Origin of the sequence: Hyphomonas sp., assembly GCF_041398385.1 — a bacterium.
GTDB lineage: Bacteria > Pseudomonadota > Alphaproteobacteria > Caulobacterales > Hyphomonadaceae > Hyphomonas.
The window spans coordinates 352,546-366,887 of sequence record NZ_JAWKUW010000003.1; the positions used below are offsets into that span (position 1 = coordinate 352,546).

The 14,342-nt window shown below is 63.7% G+C and carries 16 protein-coding genes; 5 read left to right on the forward strand and 11 right to left on the reverse strand.

Annotation, left to right across the window (positions count from 1 at the left end; translation table 11 throughout):
- Positions 1 to 16: 16 nt before the first annotated feature.
- The gene (locus R3C13_RS08790) at positions 17 to 556 is read right to left on the reverse strand and encodes a YbjN domain-containing protein (RefSeq protein WP_371310435.1); all 540 of its coding nucleotides are present in this window, start codon (positions 554 to 556) and stop codon (positions 17 to 19) included.
- Between the two features lie 170 nt (positions 557 to 726).
- On the opposite strand from R3C13_RS08790, the gene R3C13_RS08795 reads away from it, so the two are divergent.
- Complete coding sequence (locus tag R3C13_RS08795) at positions 727 to 1,929, forward strand: IS256 family transposase (protein WP_339635701.1); 1,203 nt, start codon at positions 727 to 729, stop codon at positions 1,927 to 1,929.
- A gap of 158 nt (positions 1,930 to 2,087) precedes the next feature.
- Here R3C13_RS08795 and ribF read toward each other — a convergent pair whose 3' ends face one another.
- From ribF to R3C13_RS08830, 7 genes are all read right to left on the reverse strand, one after another.
- The gene (gene ribF, locus R3C13_RS08800; RefSeq protein WP_371310436.1) at positions 2,088 to 3,011 is read right to left on the reverse strand and encodes a riboflavin biosynthesis protein RibF; all 924 of its coding nucleotides are present in this window, start codon (positions 3,009 to 3,011) and stop codon (positions 2,088 to 2,090) included.
- Complete coding sequence (locus R3C13_RS08805) at positions 3,012 to 3,443, reverse strand: MaoC family dehydratase (RefSeq protein ID WP_371310437.1); 432 nt, start codon at positions 3,441 to 3,443, stop codon at positions 3,012 to 3,014.
- A 55-nt stretch (positions 3,444 to 3,498) separates the two neighbouring features.
- Complete coding sequence (locus R3C13_RS08810) at positions 3,499 to 4,359, reverse strand: TIGR01459 family HAD-type hydrolase (RefSeq protein WP_371310438.1); 861 nt, start codon at positions 4,357 to 4,359, stop codon at positions 3,499 to 3,501.
- Between the two features lie 32 nt (positions 4,360 to 4,391).
- A complete protein-coding gene (locus R3C13_RS08815) occupies positions 4,392 to 4,880 on the reverse strand; it encodes a hypothetical protein (RefSeq protein ID WP_371310439.1) in 489 nt (162 codons plus the stop codon).
- Positions 4,881 to 4,947: 67 nt separating this feature from the next.
- Positions 4,948 to 6,177, reverse strand: a complete 1,230-nt coding sequence (locus R3C13_RS08820) for an EAL domain-containing protein (RefSeq protein ID WP_371310440.1) — start codon at positions 6,175 to 6,177, stop codon at positions 4,948 to 4,950.
- Between the two features lie 306 nt (positions 6,178 to 6,483).
- On the reverse strand, positions 6,484 to 7,224 hold the full coding sequence (locus R3C13_RS08825) for a hypothetical protein (protein WP_371310441.1): 741 nt from the start codon (positions 7,222 to 7,224) through the stop codon (positions 6,484 to 6,486).
- Positions 7,225 to 7,237: 13 nt separating this feature from the next.
- The gene (locus tag R3C13_RS08830) at positions 7,238 to 8,071 is read right to left on the reverse strand and encodes a fumarylacetoacetate hydrolase family protein (protein ID WP_371310442.1); all 834 of its coding nucleotides are present in this window, start codon (positions 8,069 to 8,071) and stop codon (positions 7,238 to 7,240) included.
- Between the two features lie 148 nt (positions 8,072 to 8,219).
- On the opposite strand from R3C13_RS08830, the gene R3C13_RS08835 reads away from it, so the two are divergent.
- From R3C13_RS08835 to R3C13_RS08850, 4 genes are all read left to right on the forward strand, one after another.
- The gene (locus tag R3C13_RS08835; RefSeq protein ID WP_371310443.1) at positions 8,220 to 9,836 is read left to right on the forward strand and encodes a DUF262 domain-containing protein; all 1,617 of its coding nucleotides are present in this window, start codon (positions 8,220 to 8,222) and stop codon (positions 9,834 to 9,836) included.
- Between the two features lie 102 nt (positions 9,837 to 9,938).
- Complete coding sequence (locus tag R3C13_RS08840; protein WP_371310444.1) at positions 9,939 to 10,703, forward strand: SDR family NAD(P)-dependent oxidoreductase; 765 nt, start codon at positions 9,939 to 9,941, stop codon at positions 10,701 to 10,703.
- 10 nt (positions 10,704 to 10,713) lie between these two features.
- Complete coding sequence (locus R3C13_RS08845; RefSeq protein WP_371310445.1) at positions 10,714 to 11,190, forward strand: PaaI family thioesterase; 477 nt, start codon at positions 10,714 to 10,716, stop codon at positions 11,188 to 11,190.
- Positions 11,190 to 11,693 (forward strand): hypothetical protein, encoded by a 504-nt coding sequence (locus R3C13_RS08850; protein ID WP_371310446.1) that lies wholly within the window; start codon positions 11,190 to 11,192, stop codon positions 11,691 to 11,693. Before R3C13_RS08845 ends, R3C13_RS08850 begins: the two co-directional genes overlap by 1 nt.
- Before the next feature lie 3 nt (positions 11,694 to 11,696).
- Here the strand turns inward: R3C13_RS08850 and queA are convergent, their stop codons facing one another.
- The 3 genes from queA to coaD form a co-directional block, all read right to left on the reverse strand.
- Positions 11,697 to 12,752: a tRNA preQ1(34) S-adenosylmethionine ribosyltransferase-isomerase QueA gene (gene queA, locus R3C13_RS08855; RefSeq protein ID WP_371310447.1), complete on the reverse strand. Its 1,056-nt coding sequence runs from the start codon at positions 12,750 to 12,752 to the stop codon at positions 11,697 to 11,699.
- 71 nt (positions 12,753 to 12,823) lie between these two features.
- Positions 12,824 to 13,711 (reverse strand): peptidylprolyl isomerase, encoded by an 888-nt coding sequence (locus R3C13_RS08860; protein ID WP_371310448.1) that lies wholly within the window; start codon positions 13,709 to 13,711, stop codon positions 12,824 to 12,826.
- Positions 13,712 to 13,822: 111 nt separating this feature from the next.
- Positions 13,823 to 14,320, reverse strand: a complete 498-nt coding sequence (gene coaD / locus R3C13_RS08865) for a pantetheine-phosphate adenylyltransferase (protein WP_371310449.1) — start codon at positions 14,318 to 14,320, stop codon at positions 13,823 to 13,825.
- Positions 14,321 to 14,342 lie beyond the last annotated feature (22 nt).

A 14,342-nucleotide genomic window follows, 5' to 3' on the forward strand; every position in this document is an offset into this window, starting at 1 on the left:
ACGGCCGGGAGGCAGCCTATTCGTCGTCGTCGCCCCAGAACATGTCGTCGTCCCAATCTTCGTCGGACGGCCAGATCACGTCTGCGACGAGCGGGCCGAGTGCCAGCGCGTTTTCCAGATTGATCTTGACGTTCTCCATCCGCTGGCCGCCATCAAGAATGACGTAGCGCGTCACGCCGACGGTCTCGTTCTCCTTGTCCCACCAGGTCGACACAGCGGCATAGGTCACATTCGCGCTGTTGACGCTTTCCAGCGTTACATCGCTATCGGCATCATAGCGGACCTGCACCATCAGGCCGAGACAATCATCGGAATATTCGGTCTCGCAGGCCGTACCGATCAGATGGAAGATCAGGCCGTCTTCCGTCGTCGCCCGCACCGACACATCGCCAAAAGCGCCGGTTGAATCGATCGTATGGCCCTCGGCGACAACAATCGCCTTGAGGTCTTCAAGGTTCACCGATTTGACGACGCGGTCATTGTCCGCAAGTGACGTATCCGCAGTGAATTCTTCGGCTATGGCTGGCAGCGACATAGCCGTCGCGAGTGCCGTCATGGCAAGAAAAGGTCACGTCCCGGGTCGTGGTGTAGCTGGTTAGCGCTGCGGGTCTCGTCCGCGCCTTTCCACATGGCGCTGTAGGACGAGGCCCGCAGCGCGGTTGGCCATTGCCGGTTCCTTGGTAGGATTGGGTTGCGACACACAACCTGACCGAAGGAAAACCGACAATGACCAAGGCTATGATGGACCTGCGCGAGCTTGTTGAGAAGAGTGGGGACGCCGACCTGCTCAAGGAGATGATTGGATTTGCCGCTGAGCGGCTGATGGAGCTCGAGGTTGGCGTGCGCGCCGGCGCGGCCTACGGCGAAAAGGATCCGGAGCGCAAAGCCCAGCGCAATGGCTACCGGGAACGTGACTGGCAGACCCGGGCCGGCAATGTCGAACTGCGGATCCCGAAGCTGCGCACAGGCAGCTACTTCCCGTCCTTCCTGGAGCCTCACCGCGCCGTCGAGAAAGCCCTGACAGCGGTGATCCAGGAGGCCTATGTGCACGGCGTCTCGACCCGGGCGATGGATGATCTCGTCCAGGCGATGGGCGGCACAGGCATCTCAAAGAGCCAGGTGTCGCGTCTCTGCGAAGAAATCGATGAGCGGGTCGAGGCCTTCCTGACCCGGCCGATCGAAGGCGAGTGGGTCTATCTCTGGATCGATGCCACCTATCTCAAGGTCCGCCAGGGCGGGCGTATTGTATCGGTCGCGGTGACAATCGCCGTCGGCGTCAATACGGACGGGCGCCGGGAAGTCCTGGGCATGGCCATTGGCCCCTCGGAAGCGGAGACGTTCTGGACGGGCTTCCTGCGCGATCTGGTACGCCGGGGGCTGAGTGGGGTGAAACTCGTCATCAGCGATGCCCACGAGGGTATCAAGGCGTCCGTCGCCCGCGTCCTCAATACCAGCTGGCAACGCTGCCGCGTACACTTCCAGAGGAATGTCCTGGCCCATGCCGGCAAGAGCAGCCGGCGTGTGGTCTCGGCCTTCATCGCCACCGCCTTCGCCCAGAACGACTATGCCTCTGCAAAGACCCAGTGGCGCCATGTCGCCGATCAGATGCGGCCGAAACTGCCGAAGCTCGCCGCGCTGATGGACGAGGGAGAAGAAGACGTCCTTGCCTACATGACGTTCCCGCAGCAGCATCGCACGAAACTGCACAGCACGAATCCCATCGAACGGCTCAACGGCGAGATCAAACGGCGCACAGATGTCGTCGGTATCTTCCCCAATGAAAACGCCATCCGCAGACTGGTGGGAGCGATCCTCATGGAACAGACCGAGGAATGGGCCGTGCAGAGAGCACGCTACATGACGCTGGAAACCCTCGCGCCAGTCTGCGATAACCCCCTGGTCAGCCTGCCTGCAGCACAGGTCAGCTGACCAGCTCAGCCCGCCCAAGACCGGCAGGCCAATGACGAGCTACACCACTTGCTGGGACACGATCCAAGAAAAGCGCGCAAAGGAATCTCCCTCATCCTGTCCCCCGTCTTCAGAATGAAGACTGTGATGCGCGAAGGGAAGCGGGATTCTAAATATTTTTACAGGCTTGCGAGCCGGTCGCGGGCGTTTTTGGCGTCCTGTTTCATGGCCGCCACAAGCTCATCCAGCGTGTCGAATTTCAGTTCCGGCCGAAGGTAGGAAACCAGGCGCACTTCCAGCCACTTGCCGTAGAGGTCGCCGTCAAAGTCGAAAATATGCGTTTCCAGCAGCGGATCGCGGAGGCCTGTCGTCGGCGTGCGCCCGAAATTGGCGACGCCGGCCAGCCAGTCGCCCTGCCTGTCGATCCGGGCCTGAACGGCGTAGACGCCGTGCTTGGGGTGGATCAGTTCGCCGAGATGGAAATTGGCGGTGGGAAAGCCCAGCTTGCGGCCATTGCGTTCGCCGCCCTCGACTACCCCGTCAGCCACCCACCAGTTGCCCAGAATTTCTGCCGCTGTTTCGGGCTCGCCGGCCAGCAGGGCCTGCCGGATCGCTGTAGATGACGCTTTTGCGCCGAGCTTTTCGACCTCTTCCACAATGGTCACGCCGAAGCCGAGCGCCCGGCCAAGGCTGGCGAGACGCTGGGCGTGCCCCATCCGTCCGCGCCCGAAGCGGAAGTCGAAACCGACCGACACATGGCTGACGCCCAGCCCGTCGACGAGCACCTGGCGCACGAAGCCCTCGTCGGTCATCGCCGCCATCTCGCCATTGAACGGCAGTTCAAACACCGCTGCGGCGCCAGCTTCGAGGATGGCGGCATTGCGCCGCTCCGGCCGGAAGATGCGAAACGGCGGATCGCTCGGCCGGAAATAGGCGCGCGGGGGCGGCTCGAAAGTCGCCACGGAAAATCGTCCATGGCCACCCTTGCGGGCCGCTTCCATCACTTCGCGATGGCCGGCATGCAGGCCGTCAAAATTGCCGAGGGCAACCGAAGCACCCCGCGCGGCGGCGGGCAGGCCCCGATAGTCGGCATAGATGGCCAATCAGGCCTCCCGGCTCGGCGCGACCACTTCAGCGTCGCCGGCAATGACGCGCTTGCCATCGACGATGCACTCGATCTTGAGTTTGACGCGATTGCCCTTGTCGTTCTTCTCGATGATTTCGGCCCGCGCCGTCACTGTGTCACCGATATAGACCGGACGGCGGAAGCGCATGTTGAGGCCGACAAAGACCGCGCCGGGGCCGGGCAGATTGTTGCCGAGGATGCCGGAGATATAGCTGGCGGTCAGCGCGCCATGGGCGATGCGACGGCCGAACATGGTGCTGGCGGCATAGTCGTCGGACATGTGCAGCGGGTTGAAGTCCCCAGAGACTTCCGCGAATTTCTGGATGTCATCGGCCGTGATCTCATGCACGGTTTCATGGGACATGCCGATCTCGAGCTCTTCGTATTTGTAGCCGGTAAATTCCGTCATGCGGGGTCTCCGAAATGTGACACTGGCGCCTCGTTACACGGGCGCAGCGCCTGCGTCACCATCTTAAGCCTGTCATCGCCCATGTGGCCTGTTCTGCATAGGCAGCAAGCAATTCGACGACCTCGGCGCGGAAATCTGCGCCATGTTCCTTGAGGCCAGTCCCGACATACAAGCTGTCGAATCCCTGACGGCCTGCTCCACGAACATCGGTGGACGGGCTGTCGCCGATGCACAGGATGCGCGACCGATCCGCCGGCGCGCCGGTCATGGCTTCGAGCCGCGACAGGCAGGTCTCATAGATCGCCGCATGGGGCTTGCCGGGATAGATCACCCGCCCGCCCAATTGTTCGTAGATTTCGGCCAGCGCCCCGGCACACCAGTAGAGCTGGTTGCCCACGCGCACCTGCTTGTCCGGATTGGCGCAGAGCATTGTCAGGCCCCGCTCGACGCCGAAGGCGAGTTCTTCGCGATAGTCTTCCGGGTTTTCGTTCGCCTGATCCTTGAGGCCGATACACAGCAGCAGGTCCGCCTCATCCGGGGGCACGAAATCGAGGCCGAGGCCCTCGTATAGGTGCTTGTCGTGCTCCCAGCTGGAATCGACGCCCATGCGCCAGATCTTCTGGTCACGACGGCGGGAGAGTTCCTCCCGGCAGACATCGCCTGAGGAAACGCAGTCATCAAAGGTGCCGTCCGGCACGCCGAGCGGCTTGAAATAGGAGACGACCTGCGCCTTCGGCACCGGCGCATTGGTGATCAGGCAGACCCGGCCGCCCGCCTTGCGGAAATTGCCAAGCGCCTCGCAGGCCGGCGCAAACGCGCTGCGGCCATTGTGAATCACGCCCCACACATCGCAGAGGATGGCGTCATAGCGGCTGGCGATGTCGGAGAGCCCGTCCGGGAACTGAAGTGCGGTCATGCGGCGGCAGGTAGGCTGTGCCGTGCGGCCGGTCAATTGCCGTAATGACAGGCATCCGCGGGCAGCGGGTTCAGGATCCACTGCACGGCCGTCGGAATCGAAATCGAATTCGCGAAGTAGCAGCCTGTCAGCCGGGTCGTCGTGCCGAAACTGGATTCGGTGCCGAATTGCGGGGCGTAGTTGCAGGACAGGAGATTCGCGGCGTGCTGGTCCGGCGAGCCGGGATGCACGTCCAGCAGCAGGTGGTTGGAGCCGGTGCGGATAGAAACCGTTGTGGCTGCAACAGGACCGGGATCGCAGGCCTCGAGGCTTTCGAACGTGGCGTCGCCGCGTTCGATGGAGGGCGCGAGCGAGGGCTCCATGGTCAGGTCCAGCCAGACCACGCCTTCCTGCAGCTCCTGCAGCGCTTCAGGGGCGTCGAAATCGCCATCCTCGGCGAGGGTGGCGGCGATCTTCCGGACTTCGGCAGAAGCCATCAATGTGGTGGATAGAGCCACCAGCACCAGGACAGGAAACCGCATCGCTCTCCTCCATTCAGATGGGGGATAAGAGACGCGACGATTGGGGCGTTTTGTGGGTGGTGGCCGCTCAGCCGAATTTCGACAGGCGCTGGACCATTTGCGGCGGCGGGGCCGTTTCCTCCATCAGCGAGGCCTTGATCGGGCGCGGCGCGCCGAAGACATGGCCCTGACCGTAAGGAATGTCGTATTCGAGGACCTCGACCACGGAGGCCTCGTCCTCGATCTTCTCGGCGATCATGGTGATGCCGTAGCGCGAGAAGACGGCGGAGACTTCCTCGCCCTCGATGCGGCGGTTGATCGAGGAGACCGGGCGGGCGCCCATCGGGTCGCGCAGCTGGTCGATCAGTGCGTGGCCGTTCATCTTCACGAAGCGCACACCGGCCGACTGGAGACGCGGCAGGTCGAGGCCCAGCGTATCGGCATGGTCGATCGAGAAGCGGAAGCCGAGCGCGGTCAGCTTGTCCATGTTCTCGCGCATCAGGCGCGAGCGCGTCTCGAACCGGTCGCCGCGAATCTCGAAGATCACCGCGCCCGAGAGGTCGCGGTTTTCGGTCATGAATTCAAGGAAGAACGGGAAGAAGGTCGAGTCTTCGAGGGACGCAGCCGCAATGTTGCAGAAGACGCCAACGCGGCGGTCACGCTCGGCAAGGCGGCGCACGATCTGGACGCAGCGGAACAGGGTGAAGTTATCGATCTGGCCCATCAGACTGGCGCGGCGGGCCGCATCCAGGAACTCTGCCGGCAGGATCAGCGAGCCATCCGGCCGGCGCAGGCGCGTGAAGCCTTCATAGAAAGAAACCCGGCGCTGCGGCAGCGACACGATCGGCTGGAGGTGCAGGTCGACCCGGCCATCCTTAAGCGCATCGCGCACGTCGCGCAGGATGGCGTCTTCGTTCGGCGCGAAGGACGGGCTGGCGGAGGTTTCCTGAAGCTTGGTTTCGAAGCTGCGCGACAGGCGGTCGATCAGGCTTTCGAGCTGTTTCATTTCCGAGACGAGCGCATCGCGGCGCTCGGTCAGCTCGTGTTTGACCGTTTCCTCGACCGCATCGGTGCGCGCTTCGATCACGTCCATGCGCCGCCCGGTGTTGCGGGTTTCCTTTTCCACAGCTTCCAGCCGCTCGTTCAGCTCACGCTTGGAGCTGCCGTTCGTGGCGAGCAGGTGGATCTGGCCGAGAATCGCCGTGGTGATCGCGCCGCTGGCAATCGACAGCGGGATGCCGAGGTCCAGCAGCGACCAGCCTGCGTAGCCGACGGCACCGCCGATCGCCATGTACAGCAGGAACAACACGAAGGTCATGATCTCAGCACCCGGAAACAATCCATCAATCTTAACGGATAGGGTCAATAGGTTAACGAATTGCATGGATTTGACGGAATTTGGCCACCCCGGCAATCCCGGCACACATTGTTGCCCATCCGCCACAAAGCGTGCGTCCGCGCAGGCCCGAAGCGCCTTCCTAACTCGACAGGCCAGCGGCCGGAGGTTAGCTGACTCCCCTACCCTGGCGCAACCGGTCCGCGGCCATGTTTCTGGCCGGAGCGGGGGCAGTCTCGGGGGAGACATGGGCCGCACCTTCGGGTGCGGCCCTGTCCTATCCCGGCGCTAGTCCGCCTTCTTGGACTGTAGAAGATAGTGCAGTTTCGAGAGCGGCCAGCCGGTCTCATCACACGCCAGCACAAAGTCCGATGCCTCGGAGAATCGCACCGCCTGGTCCATCCCGCAGGGCTGGAGTACAGCCCGTTTTCCACCGTAATCGACCCAGTAGCCGGCCTGACCGAGGGCGGTTTCGATCTTGGTGATGACCAGGTCGCCGGTATCGAAAACGCGGGTCTTGGCGTCGCCTTCTCCGGGGAGTAGCCCGAGCAATGCCGCGTCGAATCCCCCCTTCGGAGGGGCAGAAACGAACCGTTCGGCGTCGGATAATTCGTAAACCTTGTTGAGGGCGCCGAGCATGTCGCGCGTGCCGGATGGGCCGGCCACCGGCAGCACATTTTCGCGGCCTGCGACCCATGTGGCGTTACGCACCTCATCGAGGCCTTCAATGTCCCCAGCCTGCAGCGAGAACAGCAGGACCGCGTCCAGATTCGCGGCGGTATAGGGATCGGCCTCAAGCGCCTGGCGCAGGCCCGCCGGCGCCCCGGCAAGCACGCGTTTGCCGCCCGCGCCGATGAACACGCAGGGGCTTTCCGGCGTGCTGGCGGGGCACGGAATGAGCGCAAAATCGGTGGATTGGAGCGACACGGCGTTGACCGCCGGCGTAGACGTAGATGACTTCCCGCCCTGCCCACAGGCGGCGAGCGTTGCCAGTGCAAGCATCGCAAGGCGCAATCTTGGACGTGTCATCGCGGGCTCCGGATCAGCCAATCACGGTCTGGCCCGGCTCCGTTACGATTTGGTTTTCGATATGGCCGAGGCCATCGATCTCCACCCGCACCCGGTCGCCGGCAACCAGCCATTTCGGCGGGTCGAACCCCGCCCCGACGCCGGCCGGCGTGCCGGTGAAGATGACGTCGCCCGGCTCCAGCGTGAAGGCCGCGGTGAGGTGCGCGATCTGGGCGGGAATGTCGTGGATCATGTCGCGCACATGGCCGGTCTGGCGCTGCTCGCCATTCACATAGGTGCGCACTTCGAGAGCGCCGAGGTCCGCAATCTCGTCCAGCGTCACGATGGCCGGGCCGAACGGCGCGTGCGTGTCGAAGCCCTTGCCCATGATCATGGTCTGGCTGGCGCGCTGCCAGTCCCGCACGGAATAGTCGCAGCCGATGCACACACCCGCAACGATTTCGAAGGCGCGTTCGGCCGGCACATGGCGGCCGCGCTTGCCGATCACCACGACCAGTTCACCTTCATAGTCCAGTTGTCTGGATACTTTCGGTAAGTGGACATCCGTGTACGGACCATTCACCGCAGTCGCCTGCTTGTTAAACCACTTCTGGACATCCGGTTTTTTCGTATCGACGAAGCTGACACTCTCGGCCGCATGCGCGGCATAATTCACACCGATGCCGAGAATTTTTCCCGGCCGTTCGACCGGCGATAAAAATTCAACCTCCGAGAGCGGTATGGGATCGCCGATTTCTTCAGCGTTTACAGCAGCTTCGAACGTTTCGGCACCCAAAGGAATGACGCAGTCCGACAACAGCGTTCCAAAAATTTTGGTGCCCTTGTGGTTTACGCGGCACAATTTCATACCGTTACTCTCCCGTCACAGTTCAGCCAGAAAGGCATTGCAAGCGGTTCATCCCGCGTTGTGAGGCGGTTTGGCAAGAGCTAGGGAAACCAAATTCAGGGAGGCCAGAATGGATCTAGGGGTGAGGGCGCAGGAAAGTTCCCTGAAAATGCTGTTTGCGCCCGGCGAGCAATTGCGGATGCCGCCCTATCAGCGCAGCTATTCCTGGGGGATCAACGAAGCCAAGGAACTGCTGAACGATCTGATCGACGCAGCCGAGACGGGCACGCCGCACTTCATCGGCGCCATCGTGCTGATCCATGGCGAAGAGAATGGCGTCCTTGAGATCGTGGACGGCCAGCAGCGCCTGACAACGCTGACCATCCTCCTCGCTGTGTTGCGGGACCTGGAGCCTGACAGGGCCCGCGCCGCCATGCTGCATGAGCTGATCGCCGACGCCCCGCGGCCGATGCTGAACGAGGGCGCCACCTGGCGGCTGACCCTCAACCATATGGACGGCCCCTTCTTCCGGGAGTCGATCCAGACGCCCGGCGCCACGCGCAACCTGGACAAGGAACCGGGCGACAGCGAAAGCCAGCAGCGCATGGTCAACAATGCCGCCGAATTCACCCGGCGGATCAAGGAGATGAGCGACGACGCGCGTCGCTCGCTGGCCGAAGTCGTGATGGACAAGACGGCCCTCGTCCGCGTGGTGGTGGGCGAGAAGGAACAGGGCTTCAAGGTGTTCCGGGTGCTCAATACGCGGGGAAAGGAACCTGACGCGCACGACATCATCAAGACGGAAATCTTCCAGCGTGCCCGGTTCACGTCCCAGGAAGCAGCAAAGTATTCCGAACAATGGGCCGAACATGAAGCCGCGCTCGGCGGCTCTGCCTTCGACGACCTGCTGCGCCAGATCCGCGCGATCTACGACAAATCGAGCCGCGGCGAACTCGCCTCCGCCTTCCCCAAGGCGGTGCTGTCAAAGGTCGAACCACGCCGGTTCCTCGACGATGTCCTGCCGCGCTATGTCGAGGCGTACCGCCTGATCACCACCGGCGCTGTCGACAATGAACCCAATGCGAAGATCATCGGCGACAAGCTGAACCAGATGCGCGCGCTGGACCAGAGCAGCTGGCGCGCACCGGCGCTGAAATTCCTGGTCGAGCGCGGGGCGAAGGATCCCGCCGCGCCGGAATTCTTCATCCAGCTCGAACGCCTCGCCTATGTGATCATGCTGATCGTGACGGAGCGCGACCCGCGCAACAAGCGTTTCAACCGTGTGAACGACGCGATCAGCAACGACCGCGTCCTGTTCGGCCGCAACAGCCCGCTGGCGATCGATCGCACCGACGGGCGCAAGACCAAGGAACGGATGCTGGGCCGGTTCGCGACGTTCGGCCAGCGCCGCGCCATGGCCCTGCGCCTCAATGCGGCGCTGGAGGGCGGTGTGACCATCCCGCCGGAATCGGACGCGACGGTGGAACATGTCCTGCCGCGCAACGTGCATGAGGACAGCCACTGGATGACCGTCTGGCCCGACGCGGCCAAGCGGCGCGAGCAATGCGACACGCTGGGCAATTTCGTGCTGCTGACCCACAAGGTGAACCAGAAGGCTGACCGCCTCGACTTCCGCGCCAAGAAGGACGTCTACTTCAATGGCGGTGGCGGACGGGAATTCGCCCTGACCCGCGACCTTGAGGAACAGGACGCCTGGACGGCCGATGTGGTGCGCAAACGTACCGAACGGCTGGTCGAAATCCTGTGCGGGGAATGGGGCATCTGAGGCTCTGAGCACCGGCCGGCTTTCCCTGCGGAACCCCTAGCGGCGGCGCGCCTGAGCGCCTAGCGTGCGGGCAACCAGAAAACACTGCAGGGAGCGCCAGACATGAGCCTGTTCGACCTTACCGGAAAAGTCGCCGTCATCACCGGATCCTCGCGCGGGATCGGCCGGGCCATTGCCGAAGCCATGGCGGATGCCGGCGCCAAGGTAACGATCTCCTCGCGCAAGCCGGGACCGTGCCAGGAAGTCGCCGACGCGATCAATGAAAAGCACGGCGCAGGCACGGCCATCGCGGTGCCGGCCAACATCTCGTCGAAGGAAGAGCTGCAGGCCATGGTGGACGCCACCAACAAGGCCTTCGGCAAGATAGACATCGTCTGCTGCAACGCCGCGGCGAACCCCTATTACGGGCCGATGGAAGGCATTGCCGATGAACAGTTCGAAAAGGTGCTGCAGAACAACATCATCTCGAACCACTGGCTGATCCAGATGTGCATGCCGCAGATGCGCGAGCGCAAGGACGGCGCCATCATCATCGTCTCGTCCATCGGGGGCCTGCGCGGCTCGCCGATCATCGGCGCCTATAACATCTCCAAGGCCGCGGATTTCCAGCTCGCCCGCAACCTCGCGACCGAATATGGCAAGGACAATATCCGCGTGAACTGTATCGCGCCGGGCCTCATCCGCACCGACTTCGCCCGCGCGCTCTGGGAAGACCCGACCAATTTGAAGCGCGCGCTCTCCGGCACGCCGATGGCGCGCATCGGAGAGCCGGAAGAGATTGCCGGCGCGGCGGTCTATCTCGCTTCCAAGGCCGGCGCCTACATGACCGGCCAGATGATGGTGGTTGACGGCGGGGCGACCTGCTGAGGCGCCGCGCATGAGCCGCACGGAACTTTCCGCCCAGCAGCAAGCTTTCTTCGCGCGCCTGAAGAAGGGCGAGTGGGAGATGCCGGTTGCGCTGCGCAATCTCGGCATCCGGCCGGATCTCTGGCTGAAGGACGTTTCCTACGGGCGCACGCTGTATGAGTGGCCGAACACCGGCGACCGGGACATCCAGCCCGGCCGCGTCTTTGGCGGCTGGGTCGCGGCGCTGTCGGACCATATCGTCTCGATGACTATGGCAAGCGCGCTGGAAGACGGCGAATGGTTCACCACGATGGAGGTGCAGACCCGCATCCTGCGGCCCGTGCCGAACGGCCTCATCACGATCGAGGGGCGGCTGGTCAGCCGTGGACGGACGACCGGCCTCGTTGAAGCCGACTGGCGCGACGACAAGGGCCGCCACCTTGCCCGCATCACGGCCGCCAAGGCGATCCGCGACATGCAGGAGCTGCGCCCCGGCGGGGTTGGCTAATGCGCATAGAAGTTACCAAAGGCATACGCGACGACATCATCTGTATCACGCGCGATGATGGCAGCATGGCGGAAACGCGATTTCCGAAGAAAGGTCCGTTCCCGCACGATCTTGTCCATGCCGTGGTTGAGGATCAACTGGGTTTCCGTCACGCCTTCTGGGGCATGATCGCCAGCGGCCGCCATTCGGAAGACATCCAGGCGATTGCCGACGCGCTTGGACATGCCAGTGCCGGCAAGGCGCACATACCCGATCCTTCCATCGTCGAACTGATCCAGGCCGAACGCCTGGTGGAATGTTTCGAAGCGGAAATCTGGAACGGCCCGGCCGCGCTGGAAGACCTGCAATCCGTCGCCGATGCCGCCTTTGCGCAATCGCTGGTTCCGCGTGTGGAGCTGACGGCGGAAAGCGTTTCGGAAATCCGCCGGCGGCTAGACGCCTTGCGAGCGCAATGGCGCGAAACGCCCACCGGCGGCGCGCTCACTTCAGACTGGTCCGGCTGACCCTCAGGGCAGCAACAGGCAGGCGTCGCCATAGGAATAGAAGCGGTAGTCCTTGGCGATGGCATGTGCGTAGGCGGCGCGCATCACATCGGTGCCCATCAGCGCGCAGACCAGCATGAACAGGCTGGAGCCCGGCAGGTGGAAATTCGTCACCAGCGCATCGGTGGCGCGCACGGCATCGCCGGGCTTCAGGAAGATGTCGGTCGGGCCGGTGGCGGGGTGCAGCACCCCATCCGCATCCACGCAGCTTTCCAGCGTGCGCATGGCGGTGGTGCCGACCGGCACGATACGGTGCCCTGCCCCGCGCGCGGCATTGAGGCGCGCAGCGGTTTCCGGCGTCAGGCTACGCCATTCCTTGTGCAGACGGTTTTCCTCCAGCTGCTTTTCTTCCAGCGGCTTGAAGGTGCCGAGGCCGACATGCAGGCGCACGGTTTCGCGGACAAGCCCGGCTGCGTCACACTCCGACAGGAGGCGCGGCGTGAAGTGCAGCCCGGCCGTGGGCGCGGCGACCGAGGCCGCGTCCTCGCCGGCGAAGTTTGTCTGGTAGGTCTCCCGGTCCAGCGCATCGGCCGGGCGGCGCCGGGCGATGTAAGGCGGCAGCGGCATGGCGCCGTGCCGGTCCAGGGCCGCCGTGAGTTCGTTGCCTGCGAGTGAGAAGCGCAGGCCAATCTCACCGCCCTCATGATGGCCGGTGATGTCCGCGGTGAAGCCCTCGGCGAAAATGATCGTGTCGCCATCCTTAAGGCGCCGGCCCGGCCGGGCGAGCGCGCGCCAGGTGCGCGCATCCATCCGTTCGGTGAGGTTCACGTCGCAGGCGACATCCTGACCCGCCGCATCGCGCGCAGGCCGCACGCCTTTCAGCGCGGCGGGCAGTACGCGCGTATCGTTGAAAACCAGAACGTCACCGGGCGAAAGGAAGCGTGGCAGGTCGCGCACGCCCGCATCTTCCAGCCGCCCGTCGCGGTGCACGACCAGAAGGCGCGCGGAATCCTGCGGATCGGCCGGGCGCAGCGCGATCCGGTCTTCCGGCAGGTCGAACTGGAATTGCGTCAGGTCCAAAAGGAGCGCTCCGGCGAGGGTCGCCCCTGCCTTGGCTCAGGCGTCCCCATCACGCAACGGGAAAATACCGCCTAGTTCTCGACAGCCGTCAGCACGGATGTGAGTTGGCAGACGTCCGAGACTTCGCCCTGCGTCGCAAGGCTGTCGCGGAATTTCGGGCCATCCGTGCGCATCACCCAGACCTGCGGCCGTTCCGCCGCCGGCAGGTCGGCAGCGACTTTCGCGGACTTCAGAATGTCGGGGTTTTTAACCTCGCCATTCGTGCCGGGTGCGCCATGCTTGATCTCCAGCACGACCTTTTCGCCTTCCACCACACGGCCCCAGGCCGTGTATTTGCGGTCAAGGTGATCTGCCTGGTCGCGCATCAGGAAGAATTGCGAATTGGCGGAATTCGGGTCGTCCGTCCGCGCCGTGGAAACGGTGCCGCGGCAGTGCGGGATATAGCTTTCGACCAGTCCGTCAGCGGACATTTCCGCGAAGAAGCTTGCCTGCGTGCCGATCGGGAAGCCCTTGATATAGCCGAAGCGGGCCGTGTCTTCCGGGCCGATCGTGGCGTCCAGCGGCATGGTGGCGGGATCGCGGCGGAAGGTGAATTCGCCTTCAATGTCCGGCAGGCCGGATTCGCGGCCCTTCAGGGCGAAAATGTCGCCGCCCTGGTCCATGAAGCCGTCGATCACGCGGTGGAAGCTGGTTCCGTCAAAATCGCCGGAGCGGATGATCGCCGCAAACTGGGCATAGTGCTTCGGGGCGACCTCCGGAAAGGCTTCGATCAGGACGCGGCCCTTGGTGGTGTCGAAAATGAAGAGGTTTTGCAGATCCACCTGGCGCCAGTTGGCCGGGTCCGCCTTTGCCTCGGCCGCATCCACAAGCGCCGGCGGATCACCGGCCGGCAGTTCGGCAAGGGCGTTGAACGAGAGGGAAAATGCGGACGCTGCAAGCGCAAGGGCGGCAAATCTCATGTGACTCAACTCTCCATCGGACGCGGGGGCGCGCCAGTCCCGCCCAATGTCGGGCATCGGGCGGACCGATTCAACGGTTCGTGGCAGTTGGCGGGACCGGCGGGCCGGCCCTTATTTCGCGTATTTCGCCAGCAGCGCGTCTCTTACAGGCGTCGTGACGAAGGGCGAAATATCCCCTCCAAGGCTCGCGATTTCCTTCACAAGGCGCGAGGCGACGGCCTGATGGCGCACATCGGCCATCAGGAAGACGGTTTCGATGTCCGGATTGAGCTGTTCGTTCATGGCCGTCATCTGGAATTCGTATTCGAAATCCTGCACGGCGCGCAGGCCACGGACGATGAAATGGGCGCCGCAGGCCTCCGCGAACTTCATCAGCAGGCCATGCATGGGCAGCACCTTGATGTCCGCCAGGCCCGGCCCGTTGAGCCGCCCGGTCTCGGTGCGCACCATCTCGACGCGCTCTTCCAGGGTGAACAGCGGCTTCTTGGCCTCGTTCACCGCGACCCCGATGATGAGCGTATCCACCAGCTTGCGGGCCCGCCCGATAATATCGAGGTGGCCATTGGTCACCGGGTCGAAGGTTCCCGGATAAAGTCCTACGCGATGCATGGCGTCCCTCCCCGGCGCTGCA